Raw genomic sequence first — 17,256 nt, 5'->3', positions numbered from 1 at the left:
AGGCTTAATTGGCTTTCGCCATTTGCTCCACGATCCCGTACTGAAATTTCACAAAACGATATAGCTCCGATTCGAGAATCCGTTCCTGGTCGCTGTGTGCGCCAAAGCCCTTTGGCCCGTCTTCGGTATCGATCATCGGTCCCAACCCATAGCACTGCATGCCTTTGGCGCGCAGAAAAGCCATATCGGTCGCCCCCGTCGACATAGTGGGAATCGCTGGCACCCCGGGATAGATTTGCTTCGCGACACTCTCAATGGTCCGGAACGCTTCATTGTCGATGCGGGAGGGCGCCGCACCCGGACGCCCTGCCCGTGCTTCGCGCACGATCTTCACCTGCGGATCGTTGATCACGCTCTTTAGCGTCTCGTAGAATTTCGACAGGTCCTCATCGGGTAGCGCGCGGATGTCGAGCGTCGCCTCTGCCTCCGACGGAATCACATTCGAGCGATAGCCGGCGCGGATGATGTTCGGCGACACCGAAGTGCGCAGCATCGAGTTGTTCCGTGGCTCATGAATTGCCAGATACTCCTGGATCGCATCGGTCTTGTCTGGATTCAGAATCCCGTTGTAGCGTTCCTTCTCTTCAGGAGACGATACTGTCGCCAGACGCTCGAAGTAAGCGCGCGTCGTATCGTTCAATCGCATCGGCGGGTTCCAAGCAGCCACCCGGGCCACGGCCTGCGCCAGATGCACCACCGCATTTGTCCGCAGCGGAACGGACCCATGCCCCGCCGGACCTTCTGCCACCAGCTTCACCCCGGAAGGAATCTTCTCGGTCGTCTGTACGGACACATAGCGCATCCGCCCGTCGGTGCGTACAACCGAACCTCCTTCGGCAAAGCAATACTCCGCATCGATCTCCGGATAGTGTTCGCGCGTTAGAAACGCGATCCCCATCTGCACCGCACCCTCTTCGCCGGCCTCGGCCAGAAAAATCACATCGCGGTCGAGCGCCAGCTTCTGCCGCTTCACCAGCAGCATCGACATCAAACTTGCCACCAGATTGTCCTTGTCGTCCACCGTGCCCCGCCCATAGATGTAGCCGCCTTCGCGATGCGCGGAGAACGGTCCATGAGTCCACTTCTTGGGGTCGATATTGACGGTATCCGTGTGGCCTACGATCAGAATCGGCTTCTTCTTGCCATTGCCCTTGATGCGGGCAATCAGATTCGGCCGTTGGATCTCCGGATTCGCCAAGTGATCGGTCTGAAAAACCTTTGCCTCAATCCCTTCCTTGTCCAACACCGATTTCAAATAATCGACCACCGGCTTCTCGCTCCCGCCCGGGTCTGTGCTGTTGATCTGTACCAGTGTGGTGAAGTGCTTCAGCGTTTCCTCATCCACCTTCTTCCAATCGATCGACTGGGTCTGGGCACTGAGCAGGCCACCCAAAAGGAGCAGAAGCGCGCGAATCATGCGCGATAGCTTAGCAAACAACTTCTTAAAATTCGAAACTGAGCAGGAATCGGAAAGCCCGGCCATCATTCAGCGTATTGGTGATCTTTCCAAACGACGGATTCGACAGGTCGCCGATCGGCTCGGCAAACTGCGGCGTATTCAGGGCGTTGATCGATTCGGCACGAAACAGAATCGCCCGATCCTGGCGCATCGCAAAACGCCTCTCGATTGCCGCATTCAGATTCCGGAAGCCCGCACGGCGAAAAGCATTGTTGCCCAGATTCCCACGCACATCGGTTGGCTGCAGAAAGGCAAAAGCCGTACGCGGCAGCAACTGTGTCGCTCCGTCGGGATGCGAAATAGTGCGGCCCAGCACGCTGGGGTCCAGCAGATTCGGGCGGTCACCGCTGACGCCATCGACATTGCCATAGCCCGGTGCATCGGAACCCGTAATCACGTTAAAAGGCAGCCCGGACTTCGCGACAAACACGGTCGACAACCGCCAATCTTTCCAGAAGCGTTGCCGTGTCCCATGTTGATAAGAAATGCGTCCCAGGAAGGCATGCTTCTGATGGAAGTTGCTCACGCCCTTCAAATCGGATGCCACATTGGCTGCACTCTGCGACTGCCCTTGATTGGCATCGTCGCCCGCTGCAATGTTTAGAATCGAGGCGCCCGTATCGATTGCCTTCGAGAGCCAATATGCACTATCTACCGTCAAGCCGCTCCTTGTTTGCAACCGGTAGCTCAACTTCGCCGCATCGTAGTAAGCGCGTGAAGAGTTGGTGATCTCGCGATAGTCGTAATAGTGTGGGTCCGGCCGCCGCTGATTGATCGTCGCTGTGGTTTGCGCGATGCCTGCCACAGGCGCCGCTCGATTCAGATACTGCATGTACAACAGCTTCCAGGTACGGCTGCCGACATAGGCGGTTTCCACTTTCCCCCAGCTCTTGGGCAAGGGGACTTCCCAAAGGAAGGTGTATTGATGCGAGTACGGCGTCTGCAGATCCCGCGGAAAGTGAAAGACAATCGCCCGCCCATTGGGCTCAAACTGGACTCCCTGTAAGAGGTCGAGCAGCGGTGGCGCTTGATTCTCGATCTTCTGAAAGCCCGGCGGATTCCAGCGAAGCTGCTGCAGCGTAGCTGGAAGAATTTCGCCATACTGCAGCGAGTACGCAGTCCGGACTACGCCGAGCTTGCGCGGCAACTGCCAACTGATCCCGAGGCTGGGTGCAAAGTTATTGCAGTCGCAATCAAAGGGGATCGTGGTGAGGTGGTTCACTTCGCTGATGCCCCGCTGGGGTTGGTAGCGCAGTCCGGCACTGGCTTGGAAGGTCTTCGAGATGCGCCACACATCCTGCACGAAGAAGCTCTGCTCATTGCGTCGAAAGCCGCGCGCCAGCTCGCCCACGCCAAACGAATAGCGGCTCACCAGACCCAGGCGGAAGTTCGTGATCGCATCGTTGCCAAAATCATTGCGGAAGTAGATGTTGCCGCGATTCGAAGACGCCTCGCGCCCATTGAATTGCAGGCGGGCAATCTCGACGCCTGCCGAGAGCGTATGCTTCGTGAAATTGTGTTGGAAGCGGCTCGAAACGCGAAAGCGGTTCTGCACGCGGTCGACTGGAATTGACGAACCCGGTCCCAACTTCTCAAACGCCGTCCCCACTTGCACCTGTGGGCCCACCGCGTTCGGCTCCGGCACCAGCAACGTACGATTGCGCGCAAAGCCCACTGTCGTATCCCACACACTTTTGGCATCGGGTGCATAGCTCCAGGTCAGGCGCGCATCGTGAGCTTTGGTGGTCGTATCCGGATTCTGGCCCGCTACCAGTTGGAAGGCGTCCACCTTCTGATCCGTCCAGGTGTGCCGGGCAGAAAGACGATGCTTGCCGAGTGCCTGATCGAGGCGCGTGGTCGTGTTCCAGGTATCGATGGCCTGGGCTGCGTTTGTGTTTAGCGAGCGGTTTTCGACATTCGGAACAGCCGCTGGCCAGGCGCGGAAAAAGCGATTGATGAGCGCGCAAATCTGCGGATCGGCCGAAAGGCAGCTGCGTTCCTCCGGGCGGGGAATCAGGATGTTGCCATTCACATAGCCGTGCTTCGCGTCGCTGCCACCATCGAAGGAGAAGAAGCCATTGCGCCACAAAGGGGCCGAGATCCGGGCTCCAAACACATTCTGCCGCGCCGGACGTATCCCACCTGCTTGAAAGAAGCTACGCGCCGCAAACAGCGAATTCGAATGCGTCCAGCTCACATTGCCATGCACGCCTTTGCCGCCCCTTTGCGCTGACAGATGAACCGGGCCAGACGTGCTCAGTCCGAGTTCCGCACCAAAATACCGGCCACCGGATTGCACTTCCACCAGCGGCGTGGCCGTCGTCCCCAGGCGTGTATTGGATTCCTTCTGTGCGTTGTTGTCGAGCGCCGTGATGAAGATATTCTCGTTACGCCGGGCTTCTCCCGCTTGCGCATCCACTTTGCCCAGCAGATTGAGATCCGCTGTTTTCTCGGAGCTGGGAGCGGCGGCAACGGGTGGGGCTTTCACCGCAGGGGTTTCCTGCGCGCGAGCCCACCCAGCGGCGAGCAAGAGGAAGAATAGTGTTTGAGAATGCAAGGAAGAACAGCGGCGGTTGAACAAAAGACCTGTCAGCAATTGCTTTATCTTACGAAGCTTCGCTGCTCCGGCGCTAGCAGGGAGCGCTTCTTGCCCGCTGACAACACCCGCATTACCGGGCGATGCGCATCCACCGCCATCGTCCAGAAGCGCAGCGGCGACATCGAAGCGGCGCGAAATACCTTCCGGTACAGCGGATAGACAAAGAGGCAAGCCACGGTCAGGGCCACAAGCTGCGCCATCGCCGTCACAAAGCATCCCAGCTCTCCGCGATGCTGCACACACAGCGCGAAGTTGTCCGCCTGAAACTCGATGTGCTGCGCCAGAATGCGCTTGCAGATTCTCTTCAGCAGCAGCGAACTCGTCACCTCATGAATCGCCGTGTAAAAGGGCACCGCAATGTACTCAGCACTGGCCAGTACAGTCAGCATCAACTCAAACCCGGCCAGGTTGCGCAGCCAGCGAAAGATCCGGTCGACCCAATGCACCTGCAAGCGCGGAATCGACTCCTGATCGAGAAAGTTGCCCAACACCGTGGCATGCCGCTGCTCCTCCCGGATGAACCACTGCATCGCGTCGCCCAGTTCCGCAACACGCTGGTCCAGACTCCGCCGCAGTAGTCCATGGCCATCCGAACCCTCGCCCAACTGAAACTGCTGCAACGGAGCGGCCAGCAACGCGCGCTCGGCAGGCGGGAGTGTCGGTGTGTCGCCAAATGGAAACTGCGCTGGATTCCAGGTGTTATGCCGAAAGTAATGCATCCATGAAGAGTACTTTGTCATGTAAAGCATTGTGATGCGAAACCACCATGCTGTCAAGAAAGGATTATTCGCGCTTCCAGATCTGGAACAGATTCGAGTAGTCGTCGGTCCAGGTCCGCAGTTCCGTACGCGAGGGCACGGGCTGCCCGGCAGAAGTCACCAGCGGCATACTGGCGATGCTTGCCTCCGGCCGGTAGACGAGTACCCAATCGGAAGAGAAGACCTGTGCCTCTTCGATTTCCTCGTTGTCGATTTCAAGCGTCTTCAAGCCAAGGCTGGTCGCGATCCGTTCCACCACGGGCCCCAGGCGCAGATGCTTGTTCGACACATGGACGGCCAGCACTCCATTCGGGCTCTGCAAATGCCGGAAGTACAGCTCGAAGGCTTCCTTCGTCAGCAAATGCACCGGAATCGAATCGCCCGAAAACGCATCCACCGCCAGCACGTCAAACTGCTGTGGCTTGTCCCGCTCAAGCGACAAGCGCGCATCGCCCAGTACGACATCGCAAGTGCCCCGGCAACCCTTCAGATAGCGAAACTCGCTGCGCGCCACATCGAGCACCAACGGGTTGATCTCATAGATCCGGTAGTAGTCGCCCTTGCGCGCATAAGAGCTGAGCGTGCCTGTGCCCAGGCCGATCAGTCCAACGCGATGGTTCATGTGCCAGGTGTTCGCAATCGCCAGTCCGATGCCGGAATTTGGCCCGTAGTAGGTGGTTGGCAGCAGATAGCGGTTATCGCTCAAAAACTGCATGCCATGGTTGATCGTGCCGTGGATCAGTGTCCGCGTCCAGGTCTCTTTGTCGGTCCCTTGGGTCGAGTCCTGCACGCGGAGCGCACCGTAGAAATTGCGCACCATCACGCGCGATCCTTCTGCGATCGTACGAATCTCCACCACCGCAAAGACAATGGCGCAAACGGCAGCTGCGGTCCAAAGAATGTCGCTGGTCCAATGCTGGCGGTACAGAATCACCAGCGAGGCCACGGCAAAGATGGACAAGGCGATAAACAGCTCAAAATAGCCGGGCATATAGATAGGGGCGGCGATGGAGATCAGAAAGCCGCCAATCGCCCCGCCCACCGCCATCATTAGAAAGAACATCGTCAGATAGCGCGGATGCGGCTTGCGCTTGGCCAGTTCTCCATGGCAAAAGGTGCAAAACACCAGCAGCGAAAAGGCTGCGGCGCCCAACTGGTAGTGCAGCCGGGTGTCGGAGTCCGTCTGGTGAAGACCATAGAGCAGCCCGCCCAGAACAATCGGTGTCGCGACACGGAAGAAGGCCGGCCGGTAGATCCGCTCGGAGTCGAAGACCAGAATAAAGCTCAGCAGGTACATCGAAAGCGGCACGACCCAAAGAAACGGAATCGAGGCGACATTCTGCACCAGATGGCTGGTGAAGGCGAGGAACAACATCGATGGAACGGCTGCCAGCGTGATCCAGGTCAGATAATCCCGGCGGGTGGGAGGCGGCGGAACCTCGGCGTTTTGCGCTTCCTCACGCAGTTCTGTTGTATTGGCATTCGACGCCTTCCAAGCCGTATAAATACAACCCAGCGCAAAGAAGGCAAAGGCAAATTTCCACACCACGGCCTGGTTCCGCACCGGCAAATAGGGCTCGATGGCGACAGGATAAGCGAGCAAGGCCAGCAGACTGGCCAGATTCGACAAGGCGAACAGACGATAAGGCGGCGCCGCCCGGTGCACCTGCGAATACCAGGCCTGCAGCAGCGGGCTGGTGGACGAAAGCAAAAAATACGGCAACCCGATCGTCACCGCCAACACCGTCAGAATCGGCAGGATCGGCGCATCGCTGCCTGATGGCTTCAACCACTCCGGCGGCACTGCCGGAGCCAGCAGCACAGCCGCCAGCAGCAGCCCCGCATGAAGATAAAGCTGCAATTTTGGCTTCAGCCGGTTCGTCGTCCAGTGTGCATAGGCGTAGCCGAGCAACAGCAGGATCTGAAAGAACAGCATGCAGGTGTTCCAAACAACGGCAGACCCGCCGAACCACGGCAGAATGAGCTTTGCAATCAGCGGTTGGACAAGAAAAAGAAGAAATGCACTAAGGAAGACGGTTGCGGCGTAAAGAGCCATTCTGGCTTATGGTAACGAATCTAGGCGAGTGCCTGATCAAAATCGGCGAGGATGTCGGCAAGATCTTCAATCCCCACTGACACGCGCACCAGATTCGGATGGATGCCCAGCCGCGCCCGCTGCTTCGGCGGAATGTCCCGGTGCGAGGCGATATCAGGATACAGCGCCATCGTATGCACGTCGCCCAGGCTCGTCGCCGGAACCACCATTTTCAAGCGGTCAAAGAACTGGAAGATATCCTGCTTCTCCGCGCCTGCGATCTCAAACGAAAGCATCGCGCCAAACTTCCCGGCTGGGAAGAGCCGCGCCGTGGTCGCCCGGTCCGGATGATCGGGCAGGCCAGGGAAGTAGACCTTCGCCACCTTCGGGTGCCGGCTCAGGTGCTGGGCGACGCCAATTGCATTCTGATTCTGGCGCTCGATGCGTAAGGGATAAGTTTTGATGCCGCGCATGCTCAGAAAACACTCAAACGGCCCCAAAATCGGGCCATAAATGCGCGAGAGCCCGCGCACGGCTTCATGATGCGCTGCATCGCTGCAAACAAAGCCGCCCACCACATCGCCATGGCCGGACAGATACTTCGTCGCGCTATGCACCGAAATATGCGCGCCCAACTCGAGCGGCCGCAGCAGCGCCGGGCTGGCAAAGGTGTTGTCGACAATCAAACAAGCGCCCACGGCTCGCGCCATCTCGGCAATCTTGTCAATCTGCCCAATGCGCAGCAGCGGATTCGAGATCGACTCCATCAGAATCACGCCCGGCTTCTCGGCGGCAATCGCCGCGGCAACGGCATCAAGGTCGCAGATATCCACCAGCGTATTGGTCGTGCCAAATGGCTCAAACACCTGCTGCAGCAGCTTCACGGTTGCGCCATAGATCGCGTTTGCCGCAAGCACATGCTTCTTGCGATCCACCAGCGCAGCGGTCAACGCAATCTGCAGCGCACTCATGCCCGAGGCGGTCGCCAGCGTCCCATGCGCTCCCTCGAGTGCGGTCACCAACTCTTCGAGCGCGGCATTGGTGGGGTTGTCATAGCGCGAGTACGCATAGCCATGCATCTCGTGGGCAAACACCTTATCGATGGACTCCATCGAATCGTAGAAGAAGCTGGCAGACGCATAAATCGGCGTCGCAACGGGCGTAGCTTGTCCGGGAACGCGTTTGCGGTCACCGGTATGGACGGCTTTAGAATTGAGGTTCATTGCTGCTTACTCACAAAAGGTTTTCATCGTGCGTGGATTGCTCAACTGGAGAGCGCCCCTTTGGGCACAGGTTCTGGTCTCTGGCGCATCGCTACTGGTTGCGGTGCTTCGGGTAAATGGCGCCTTTCGCCGGCGCGGCATCACCGATGTCTCGATGCTCCTCGTCGCCGGCTTGGGGCTGGTCCTGCTGGCATACCTCGGACTCCGTGCCAATCGTAGCGGCTCGAGCGACTGGGGCTGGGGTGCTGTGATGGGGTACGGTGTGTTCGGGGCAGTGCTCATCGGCATTAGTCTCAGGCTCGCGATTCGTTAAGCGTTATTTCCGCTTCCAACGAACCCCATCCTTGGTGTCTTCAATCGTCACGCCCGCCTCGAGAAGCTGGCTGCGAATCTCATCGGAGCGGCCAAAGTTCTTCGCCTTTTTGGCTGCCGTGCGCTCGGCAATCAGCGCTTCAATAGCTGCATCATCGAGGCCGTCCTCTGTGCGGGTTGCCTGCAACACATCAAACAACGAATCGAAGCGCGCGAGTAAATCGAGCGCCGCGGCGCGATTGCCTTCAAGAAACGCGCCCTGGTCCATCAGACTATTTGTCTCGCGCACAAACTCATAGACGGCGGCCAGCGCTTCGGCGGTATTGAGATCGTCATCCATGGACTCCTCAAATTTCGCTAGCGCCTTGGCGGCCAGCTCCGTAATCTGCTCATTTGTGCCCGGGGCAAGATGATCGGTCTTCAGCCGCAACTCGTAATTGCGCAAGCGTTCAATCGAGGTCTGCGCGCCCTTCAACGATTCGAGGGTGAAGTTCAGCTTCTTGCGATAAGGCACGCTCATCAGCAAAAAGCGCAGTGCCTCGGGCGTATGGCCCATCTCCATCAGCTCGCGCAGCGTATAGATGTTGCCAACGCTCTTCGACATCTTCTGCATGTCAACATTCAGGTGCTCGCAATGGATCCAGAAGCGTGCAAAGGGCTTGCCGGTCGCCCCTTCGGACTGTGCAATCTCATTCTCATGATGCGGAAAGGCGAGATCGACGCCACCGGTATGAATGTCGAGCGTCGCGCCCAGATACTTCATCGCCATCGCCGAGCACTCAATGTGCCAGCCCGGACGGCCGCAGCCAAACGGAGCCTCCCAGGCCGGCTCCTCGCCCTTGCGCGATTTCCAAAGCACAAAGTCGCGGGCGCTCTCCTTCTCGTACTCGTCGTTATCGACGCGGGCCCCAGCCTGGATCCCCGAAAAATCGCTATGCGAAAGCTTGCCGTACTCGGGAAACTGGCTGATGCGGTAATACACGCTGCCGTCGGATTCGTAGGTGAATCCCTTGCTGGTCAGCGTTTCGATCAGCTCCACCATCTCCGGAATGTGTTCGGTCGCGCGCACAATCTGCTCGGGCTGTTGCAACCGCAATGTCGCCATATCTTCGAGAAAGAACTTCTCGTACTTCTGGGTGTACTCGCCCATCGGCACGCCCAGCTCCATCGACTTGCGGATGATCTTGTCTTCGACATCGGTGATGTTCATCACATGGTGCAAGGCAAAGCCGCGATACTGCAGCCAGCGCCGCAACGTGTCGTTGAAGGTGAAGGTGCGCAGATTGCCGATATGGGCAAAGTTGTAGACGGTGGGCCCACAGGAGTACATGCGGACAGTCTTGCCGTCGGCGGGTTGAAACTCCTCGGTCAGCAGGGAAAGGGTGTTGTAGAGACGAAGGGCCATGCGGGTACTTGAATCCTCCAGTGTACCTGTGCAGCCAGGAGATCACGATGAACGCTGTGCGGCATCAAAGGAGTTACCCACAATCAATTGTCCGATCGATACCCCAATCAGGACGATCGGAAGGGCCAGCACTGCTCCAACCAGCACAGCTGTCCCCATTGGGCGAAGGGCGCAGGTCAGTATGCCCAAAATCACCAGCGAGACCATACTGGCTCGCACACAATCGAGAAAACTACGCTTGCTTCGGATCGAATGGAGCACCGTCGTCAGCAGTCCAATCACTAAGGGGATTCCAATCACGAATACCCAACCATGAGGAGGATTGAGCAGAAATAGGAGCACCGCGCCAAGCAGGCCCGCAAGAGCAGCGAGTGCGGAAGAAAAGGCCAGCGAGGTCGAATCCTCATATGGCCAATAGGACGATGCCCGCTCGGTGTTCAGGGCAGGCGCCTGCGCGAGTGCCAGAACGCAGAGCAGGGTACTGCTGATCACAGGAAGGAAATAGAGCGCAAGCCACGCCCTGGACCATCGCAAGGTGTTCAATCTGCGGACGATAAGCCAGCATCCAGCAAGGAAAAAGGGAAGTGAGATCAACCAGGGGGTGAGCGCTGCGCCGTGATTCGGCGCAGCTATGGCATCCAGGATCAGTGCCAGCGGCGCCTGCACATGCGAATCGAAATTGCCGGGATCGAGCGGCGCAATGAGTACGCGCTCCGCCACCTCTTTCAGCACAAACAGCAATACACAGCAGCCAAAGAAAGGAAGGCGATCCATCTTTACGGTGCACCAGCGTTTGCGGAAACGCGCCGAATATGATCGAGCACCCGCTGGTGGATGGTATGCAGAATCCAATCGCTCCACAAGCGCCAATACCCGGCGGGGTAAAGCCGAAGCGAATACCAGGTGGTCCCCTCCAGCCGCGTGCGCTTGCCGCCATCGAGAGGCTCCAGTCGGAACTGTCCACGATGCGAGCGCAGAAAGCCATCGAGATGCGGCGGATGAATTTCATAAGGACTCAATTCGCGCATCGGTGAAGGACTGGAACTCACAGTAAAGGCGAGCAATCGCGGCGCATCCCACTTCGTAATGGGTTCAACAAAAGGACCGGTCGAAAACTCGCAAAAGCGCACGGCGCCCACGCCCTCACCTTCGATCCTCGCCCGCATCGGATAGGAGATGCCCACCCCAAAGATCCACTCTTGAGGCGGTGGCAATTCCGGAAAGCGAATCACGTTCTCCCAAACCTTTTCGGGCGGCGCGTCCACCTCCACCGCGGTAATCACCGCAAATACGTTTTCTTCTTTTGCGATCCCGCCTGGGTTCGCCGCAATTGCCGGAAAAATCGCAGCAGCGAGAAAGATGACCGGCACTCCATGGCGCAGGTGCGGCGAAGGCTTCGTGATGGTCCGGCCAACGGCAACCCCCAGCAGAAGCAACGGAATCGCAAGCGGCAGACACATGACCAGGCAAACCACTCCCTCAATCGCAACGCTCAGCATCAGCGCGGCGCAAATCACCAGCGCGATCAGGCTTGCGGCAACGCAACTGCCAAAGGATCGCTCCTCCCGCATCGAGTGCAGAAGCGTGGTCAGGAGCGCGATCGCAAACGGCACTCCAAAGAAAAGCCCCCATCCATAAGCGGACGCCATTTTCACAGCAATGCCAACCGTAAGCGTAGCCAGCAACGCAGATAGCGTCGAGGCGAGCGCAAAGGACCCACCCTCTGCACGCGGCCACCAATCCCAGGCAAGCGAATGATCTGCAGGCGCTGAGGGCTGATTGGTAATCACAAGAAACGCGAAGAAAAATAAGTTCAATACCGGCACAAAGAACAACAGGGAGCTCCACCACGGTAGCTCCAGCTTCTTTAAGCGGCACGTCGTCAGCCAAACCCCAAGGAGCGCAAATGGAACCGCGACATAAGCCAGCGCCAGCACAAAGTCGCGATCCATCCCGTGCACCGAATAAACAGGCACTCCAATCGGCGACCAATACAGCTCCGGCGTCCAGATGTGACCGAAGCGTGCTGTGATCGAGCGATCCAGAAACTGCTTCAGGCCAAACAGCAGCAGCCCGGCAACCAAAAACGGAACTCGTCCAATGGGTGGAATGGGCAAATCATAACACTAGCCAGCTAAAATAAAGGATTGACCCCCTTTCAGTTCGATTTGGAAGCCGTGTGCCCGGAAACAGGCGCGCGAGCTGGCACGCTCCACACGCCGCACGGCGACATCCCGACGCCCATCTTCATGCCCGTCGGCACGCAGGCCACCGTCAAAGGCGTCATGCCGCGCGATCTCGAAACCGAAGTCGATGCGCCGATCATTCTTTCGAACACCTACCACCTCTATCTGCGCCCCGGCCACAAGACCGTGCAGGCTCTCGGCGGCCTCCATCGCTTCATGAACTGGAATCGCCCGATCCTCACCGATAGCGGCGGCTTCCAGGTCTTCTCGCTCAGCGAGTTGCGCAAGGTGCGCGAAAGCGGCGTCGAATTCCGCAGCCACCTCAACGGCGACCGCCACACCTTCACCCCCGAAAGCACCGTTGACGTCCAACTCGCCCTCGGTAGCGACATTATGATGGTGCTCGACGAATGCACTGAATACCCGGCGACGTACGAGCGTGCCAGGCAAAGCATGGAGCTTACGAGCCGCTGGGCCCGGCGTGCGTTTGATCACTATCGCGGCCCGCGTGCTGATTGTGTCGAGAAGCACGCCTTGTTCCCCATCGTCCAAGGCGGCATGTATGCCGATCTGCGCTGCGCCTCTGCCGAATCCCTGCTCGAGCTCGACGCCTACGGTTACGCGATTGGCGGCCTCAGCGTCGGCGAACCCCGTCCCGAAAGTCTCGCGATGACCGAACTGGTCGCCCCGCTCCTGCCGGCCAACAAGCCGCGCTACGTCATGGGCGTCGGTCTTCCCGAAGAGCTTTCGGAATACGTGGCCCGTGGCGTCGACATGATGGATTGCGTCATGCCCAGCCGCAACGCCCGCAACGGCTGTCTCTTCACCAGCCAGGGCCGCATCGTCATCAAGAACGCGCGATTCAGCGACGACCCCTCGCCGCTCGACCCCAACTGCGGCTGCTACTGCTGCCGCAACTTCTCAAAATCCTATCTTCGCCATCTCTTCTTGGCCCAGGAGATACTTTTTTCGACTTTGGCCACAATTCACAACCTTCGGTACTACCTTGACATCATGCGCGCCATGCGGAGTAGTATTCTGAATGGGAGATTTCCACAGTTTCTTGCGGAGACGCGCGCAAATGCGACTCCCGAAGCGAAGGAAGACTAGCAAAAGACTGTAGAATCTTTTAGGACGACCCCGACAATGTCATTTTTGATGCTGCCCGGCTTTTATATACAAGCCCAGCCCAACTCAATGCTCGGACTCTTGCCCATCGTGGCAATGTTCGGCATCATGTATTTCCTCGTGCTGCTCCCCGCGCAACGCCAGCGCAAGCAGACCAAAGAGATGTTGGCCAATCTCAAGAACGGCGATGAAGTGGTGACCAACGGTGGCATCATCGGCACCATCATCGCGATGAACGACGAGGATCAGAGTTTGACCCTCCGCATAAAGCCGGATAACGTTAAGCTGCGCTTTGCCCGGCAGAGCGTAGCCAGCTTGATCGTGCCTGAAGGCACAATAGCCCAGAAGTAGACCGCGAGCACCGCATCAGAACGGCGGGCGGCAATTTAAGCAGGAAGGTTTCGTAATGGAGAGAAGTTTAGGAATCAAGATCGCGACCATCGTTGGCGTGACTTTGATTTGTATCTACGGCATCATCGGAATTCCGAAGAATCGACAAGAGTTAGCCGAGAATTTCGAAAAGAACATCAAGCTCGGCCTCGACCTGAAAGGTGGCAGCCAGTTGGTGCTCCAGGTCCAGGTGCAGGACGCCTTCAAAGCGGAAGCGGACCAGGTCATCGATCGCATCAAGAACGAGCTCCGCTCGGCTTCGATCGAGTACGGTTCCTTTGATCGCAACGAACCCACCAGCATCGAGACTGCGGACAAGATTGAAATCACGGCCAAGGGCATTCCGTCCGCCAAGGCTGGCGATTTCCGCAAGATCATCAGCGACCGCTTTACCGACTGGAACATGACCAGCACCAGCGGCACGGACTACAAGCTGACCTACAAGACCACGGCTGCTCTCGATCTGCGCAAGAAAACCGTCGGCAGCGCGATCCACACCATCGAGAATCGTATTGACGGCCTGGGCCTTGCTGAAGCAAGCGTCCAGCAGCGTGGCGCTGCGGAGACCGAACCGGAAATCCTCATCCAGATGCCTGGCGTGGACGATCCTGCCCGCATCAAGCAGATCCTCCAGACAGCTGCGCTCCTTGAGCTCTATGAAGTGCAGGACGGGCCCTTTGCCTCGCGCGATCAGATGCTCGGACAGTTCAACGGCATTCTCCCGGCTGGCACCAAGGCCGTCCGTGGCATGGGCAGCCAGGAGAGCTGGTTCCTGCTCAAGCGCACTCCGGTCATCACTGGCCGCGATCTGCGCGATTCCCGCGCCGCCCAAGATCAGATGAACAGCGGCTGGGTCACCACCTTTGTGTTGAGCCAGGACGCCGCACAGCGCTTCGGCCGCTTTACGGAAGCCAATATCAACAAGCGTCTGGCCATCGTTCTCGACAACCAGGTACGCAGCGCTCCCACCATCCAGAGCAAGATTTCTGACAACGGCCAGATCACGGGCGCAGCCAACCAGCAGGACGCCAACGACCTTGCGCTCATCCTCCGCGCCGGTTCTCTGCCGGCCAGCGTGGTCTACCTCGAAGAACGCACCGTTGGGCCGTCGCTCGGCGCCGATTCGATTCGCGAAGGCCTCATGAGTGGCCTCGTCGGACTCTTTGCGGTCATCTTCGTGATGCTCGTTTATTACAAGAAGTCCGGCATCAACGCAACAGTCGCACTCATTCTCAATGCGATCATTCTCATCGCGGTCCTGGCCTATGTGGGGGCAACGCTCACGCTGCCCGGCATCGCCGGTGTGGTCCTCACCATCGGTATGGCCGTCGACTCGAACGTGCTGATCTTTGAGCGCATCCGGGAAGAACTTCGTGAAGGCAAGAGCGTGCGTACAGCTATCGACGCCGGCTTCAGCCGCGCCTTCCTGACCATCATTGACACCCACGTCACCGCCATCGTCTCCAGCGCCTTCCTGTTCATCTTTGGCACCACCAATGTGAAGGGCTTCGCCGTGACGCTGATCATCGGTCTCCTGGCGAACGTGTTCACTGCGGTCTTTGTGTCCAAAGTCATCTTTGACTGGGAATTGAGCGGCAACAAGAAGGTAACTGAGCTCAGCATCTAGCTGAGCTCTTTCAGAATTCAAATTTCTTCGCCGTTGAGCCAATAAATATCGCTCCGGCGGGAACAAGAAAGGAATGGCTGGTGTCTGAACTGTTTGGACGCTAGCCGGATTAGGCAGCATGGAGCTTTTTCGTAATTCAAATTTCGATTTCATGGGTCACAAATGGCCCTTGATTGGCCTGTCTTTGGTTCTCACCGTGGCAGGTTTGGTGAGTCTGGCGATAAAGGGCGGACCGGAATACGGTATCGACTTCAAGGGCGGCACGCTGCTCTATGTGAAGTTCGCCGAAAAACCGAGTGAAGAGCAAATTCGCACAGAACTCAGTAAGAAAATTCCGGGTGAAATCTCCGTTGTCGCAGTGCAAAATGCGAACGAATTGATGATCCAAACGGAGTTGCGCAACGAGAAGGACTTGCAGTCCACTCGGCAAACCATTGAAGACACACTTGCGACGATCTACAAGGTCGAGGCCGACAAGTTGAATCTGACAGGTGCGCCGATGCAGCGAGTCTATGAACGGTTGAATTTACCTCTGCAGCGCGGCGGCGTCTTCATTTCCGATGACGATTTGAAGAAGCTGATTGGCGAAGTGTTGAAGTACCGCGACCAGCAGAAGGGCGGCTTGCTCTCTAACTTGGATGAGCTCAGCGGCCTTCCCGGGATGACCCCGCAGATCCTCAATGTGATCAAGCAGGAGTCCACGATTGGGAAGTATGTGATCCGCAATACGGAAGTTGTGGGTCCGCGTGTGGGAAGTGAATTGCGCACCAAGGCGATTCTCGCGACGCTCTACGCGCTCGGTGGAATGCTGATCTATCTCGGCCTCCGCTTTGAGTTTGCGTATGGTTTTGCGGCCGTCGTTGCGGTCTTCCATGACATTGTGATCACGATCGGGTTATTTTCAATCTTCCATAAGGAGATTTCCTTGACAGTGATTGCCGCGCTCCTTACATTAGTTGGTTACTCGATGAACGACACGATTGTCGTGTTCGATCGCATCCGGGAAAACCTGCAGCGCGGACGTAAGGGGGACATGACCGAAATCGTGAATCGCAGCGTGAATGAGACGCTGAGCCGGACGATTATGACCTCTGGTCTTACCTTGCTCACTGCGGTTGCGCTATGGTTGTTCGGCGGACAGGTGTTGAATGGTTTCGCCTTCGCCCTCGTCGTCGGAATCTTGATTGGTACTTACTCTTCGATTTTCGTGGCGAGCCCACTGCTGGTGTTCACGCAAGACTTCCTCAAGAAGCGTCGTGATAGCCAAAAGCCTGGCGGGCCGTCACAGGCAGTAACAAACGCGAAAAAGCTCGCGACGAAATAACACTGATCCCCAAGGGGCCTTTGAACCTGGGTAAGGGAAGGATGCAGGAATGTTTGAGCAAAGCCTGATAGATGAAAAGAATCAAACGAGAAAAGCTAGCTCGGTTCTGATCTCATTTGCCGTCCAAATCGTATTGCTGGCGGTCATTGTGGTCATTCCGCTGATTTACTATGAATCGATTAGCGCAGCTGCTCTCACCGGTAGCCTCGTCGCTCCGCCTCCGCCGCCGCCTCCTCCGCCGCCTCCTGCTCCCGTGCAGCAGGTGAAGCAGGTGAAGGTTGTCCCCAAGCAGTTCAATGCGAACATGCTGACGGCTCCGAAGACGATTCCGAAAGAAGTCGCCATGATCAAGGAAGAAGAGCTTCCTGTGGCTACGGGTGTGTCGGGTGGTGTTCCCGGAGGCGTCCCTGGTGGCGTTCCCGGTGGTGTCACTGGTGGTCTGCTTGGCTCCATTCCGGGCCCGCCGCCTCCTCCTCCGAAAAAGGAAGAGCCGCCGAAGCCCAAGCCGCCGGCGGCCCCCATTCGCGTCGGTGGTAACGTCCAGAGCGCCAAGCTCGTTCGCCAGCCCAAGCCGGCTTATCCGCCGCTGGCCCGCCAAGCTCGTATCTCCGGCGTCGTGAAGTTTAACGCCGTGATTGCCAAGGATGGTTCCATCCAAAATCTTACACTCGTCTCCGGCCATCCGCTGCTCGTGCAGGCGGCTACTGAGGCGGTAAGGCAGTGGGTCTACCAGCCCACGCAGCTCAACGGTGAACCCGTAGAGGTGATTACGACGATCGACGTGAACTTCACGTTAAGTCAGTAGTCTTG

Annotated in this window: 14 protein-coding genes; 6 read left to right on the top strand and 8 right to left on the bottom strand. The window is 57.8% G+C overall.

What is annotated here, in order from left to right:
- Window positions 1–4 precede the first annotated feature (4 nt).
- The 5 genes from M017_RS0103575 to M017_RS0103555 form a co-directional block, all read right to left on the bottom strand.
- Window positions 5–1,417: a M20/M25/M40 family metallo-hydrolase gene (locus M017_RS0103575; protein WP_031495851.1), complete on the bottom strand. Its 1,413-nt coding sequence runs from the start codon at window positions 1,415–1,417 to the stop codon at window positions 5–7.
- A 25-nt stretch (window positions 1,418–1,442) separates the two neighbouring features.
- Window positions 1,443–3,947: a TonB-dependent receptor domain-containing protein gene (locus M017_RS0103570; protein WP_031495850.1), complete on the bottom strand. Its 2,505-nt coding sequence runs from the start codon at window positions 3,945–3,947 to the stop codon at window positions 1,443–1,445.
- A 113-nt stretch (window positions 3,948–4,060) separates the two neighbouring features.
- Window positions 4,061–4,777 (bottom strand): hypothetical protein, encoded by a 717-nt coding sequence (locus tag M017_RS0103565; RefSeq protein WP_031495849.1) that lies wholly within the window; start codon window positions 4,775–4,777, stop codon window positions 4,061–4,063.
- 64 nt (window positions 4,778–4,841) lie between these two features.
- Window positions 4,842–6,872 carry a fused MFS/spermidine synthase gene (locus tag M017_RS0103560; RefSeq protein WP_031495847.1) on the bottom strand — a complete coding sequence of 677 codons (2,031 nt, stop codon included), beginning with the start codon at window positions 6,870–6,872 and terminating at the stop codon, window positions 4,842–4,844.
- Between the two features lie 20 nt (window positions 6,873–6,892).
- Window positions 6,893–8,074, bottom strand: coding sequence for a trans-sulfuration enzyme family protein (locus M017_RS0103555; RefSeq protein WP_031495845.1), 1,182 nt, complete (start codon window positions 8,072–8,074; stop codon window positions 6,893–6,895).
- 28 nt (window positions 8,075–8,102) lie between these two features.
- Here M017_RS0103555 and M017_RS0103550 point away from each other — a divergent pair, with 28 nt between their 5' ends.
- Window positions 8,103–8,387: a hypothetical protein gene (locus M017_RS0103550; protein WP_031495844.1), complete on the top strand. Its 285-nt coding sequence runs from the start codon at window positions 8,103–8,105 to the stop codon at window positions 8,385–8,387.
- A 3-nt stretch (window positions 8,388–8,390) separates the two neighbouring features.
- Here the strand turns inward: M017_RS0103550 and cysS are convergent, their stop codons facing one another.
- Genes cysS through M017_RS0103535 form a run of 3 tightly spaced genes read right to left on the bottom strand, consistent with a single transcriptional unit; the run spans window position 8,391 to window position 11,908 of the window.
- Window positions 8,391–9,791, bottom strand: a complete 1,401-nt coding sequence (gene cysS, locus M017_RS0103545) for a cysteine--tRNA ligase (protein ID WP_031495843.1) — start codon at window positions 9,789–9,791, stop codon at window positions 8,391–8,393.
- Between the two features lie 42 nt (window positions 9,792–9,833).
- Window positions 9,834–10,565: a hypothetical protein gene (locus M017_RS0103540; protein WP_031495841.1), complete on the bottom strand. Its 732-nt coding sequence runs from the start codon at window positions 10,563–10,565 to the stop codon at window positions 9,834–9,836.
- Between the two features lie 2 nt (window positions 10,566–10,567).
- Window positions 10,568–11,908 carry an SRPBCC family protein gene (locus M017_RS0103535; RefSeq protein ID WP_155121216.1) on the bottom strand — a complete coding sequence of 447 codons (1,341 nt, stop codon included), beginning with the start codon at window positions 11,906–11,908 and terminating at the stop codon, window positions 10,568–10,570.
- 30 nt (window positions 11,909–11,938) lie between these two features.
- Here M017_RS0103535 and tgt point away from each other — a divergent pair, with 30 nt between their 5' ends.
- The 5 genes from tgt (at window position 11,939) to M017_RS0103510 (ending at window position 17,251) form a co-directional block, all read left to right on the top strand.
- Entirely contained in the window at window positions 11,939–13,087 is a 1,149-nt protein-coding gene (gene tgt, locus M017_RS0103530; RefSeq protein ID WP_031495838.1) for a tRNA guanosine(34) transglycosylase Tgt, read from the top strand.
- Window positions 13,088–13,123: 36 nt separating this feature from the next.
- Entirely contained in the window at window positions 13,124–13,456 is a 333-nt protein-coding gene (yajC, locus tag M017_RS0103525) for a preprotein translocase subunit YajC (protein WP_238325800.1), read from the top strand.
- Between the two features lie 55 nt (window positions 13,457–13,511).
- Window positions 13,512–15,122, top strand: coding sequence for a protein translocase subunit SecD (secD, locus tag M017_RS0103520; RefSeq protein ID WP_031495835.1), 1,611 nt, complete (start codon window positions 13,512–13,514; stop codon window positions 15,120–15,122).
- 118 nt (window positions 15,123–15,240) lie between these two features.
- Window positions 15,241–16,446: a protein translocase subunit SecF gene (gene secF, locus M017_RS0103515; protein WP_031495833.1), complete on the top strand. Its 1,206-nt coding sequence runs from the start codon at window positions 15,241–15,243 to the stop codon at window positions 16,444–16,446.
- A gap of 49 nt (window positions 16,447–16,495) precedes the next feature.
- Window positions 16,496–17,251 (top strand): energy transducer TonB, encoded by a 756-nt coding sequence (locus tag M017_RS0103510; protein WP_031495832.1) that lies wholly within the window; start codon window positions 16,496–16,498, stop codon window positions 17,249–17,251.
- Window positions 17,252–17,256 lie beyond the last annotated feature (5 nt).

The organism is Bryobacter aggregatus MPL3, from assembly GCF_000702445.1.
Lineage (GTDB): Bacteria > Acidobacteriota > Terriglobia > Bryobacterales > Bryobacteraceae > Bryobacter > Bryobacter aggregatus.
Note: the sequence above shows the minus strand (reverse complement) of the source record. Positions and strands in the feature narration are given on the sequence as shown.

What these genes read in the sequence shown, in the direction of transcription:
- secD (WP_031495835.1), top strand. Translation starts at nt 13,512, where the DNA reads ATGGAGAGAAGTTTAGGAATCAAGATCGCGACCATCGTTGGCGTGACT.
- yajC (WP_238325800.1), top strand. Translation starts at nt 13,124, where the DNA reads ATGTCATTTTTGATGCTGCCCGGCTTTTATATACAAGCCCAGCCCAAC.
- M017_RS0103560 (WP_031495847.1), bottom strand. Translation starts at nt 6,872, where the DNA reads ATGGCTCTTTACGCCGCAACCGTCTTCCTTAGTGCATTTCTTCTTTTT.
- M017_RS0103555 (WP_031495845.1), bottom strand. Translation starts at nt 8,074, where the DNA reads ATGAACCTCAATTCTAAAGCCGTCCATACCGGTGACCGCAAACGCGTT.
- M017_RS0103565 (WP_031495849.1), bottom strand. Translation starts at nt 4,777, where the DNA reads ATGCATTACTTTCGGCATAACACCTGGAATCCAGCGCAGTTTCCATTT.
- secF (WP_031495833.1), top strand. Translation starts at nt 15,241, where the DNA reads ATGGAGCTTTTTCGTAATTCAAATTTCGATTTCATGGGTCACAAATGG.
- M017_RS0103575 (WP_031495851.1), bottom strand. Translation starts at nt 1,417, where the DNA reads ATGATTCGCGCGCTTCTGCTCCTTTTGGGTGGCCTGCTCAGTGCCCAG.
- M017_RS0103510 (WP_031495832.1), top strand. Translation starts at nt 16,496, where the DNA reads ATGTTTGAGCAAAGCCTGATAGATGAAAAGAATCAAACGAGAAAAGCT.
- cysS (WP_031495843.1), bottom strand. Translation starts at nt 9,791, where the DNA reads ATGGCCCTTCGTCTCTACAACACCCTTTCCCTGCTGACCGAGGAGTTT.
- M017_RS0103540 (WP_031495841.1), bottom strand. Translation starts at nt 10,565, where the DNA reads ATGGATCGCCTTCCTTTCTTTGGCTGCTGTGTATTGCTGTTTGTGCTG.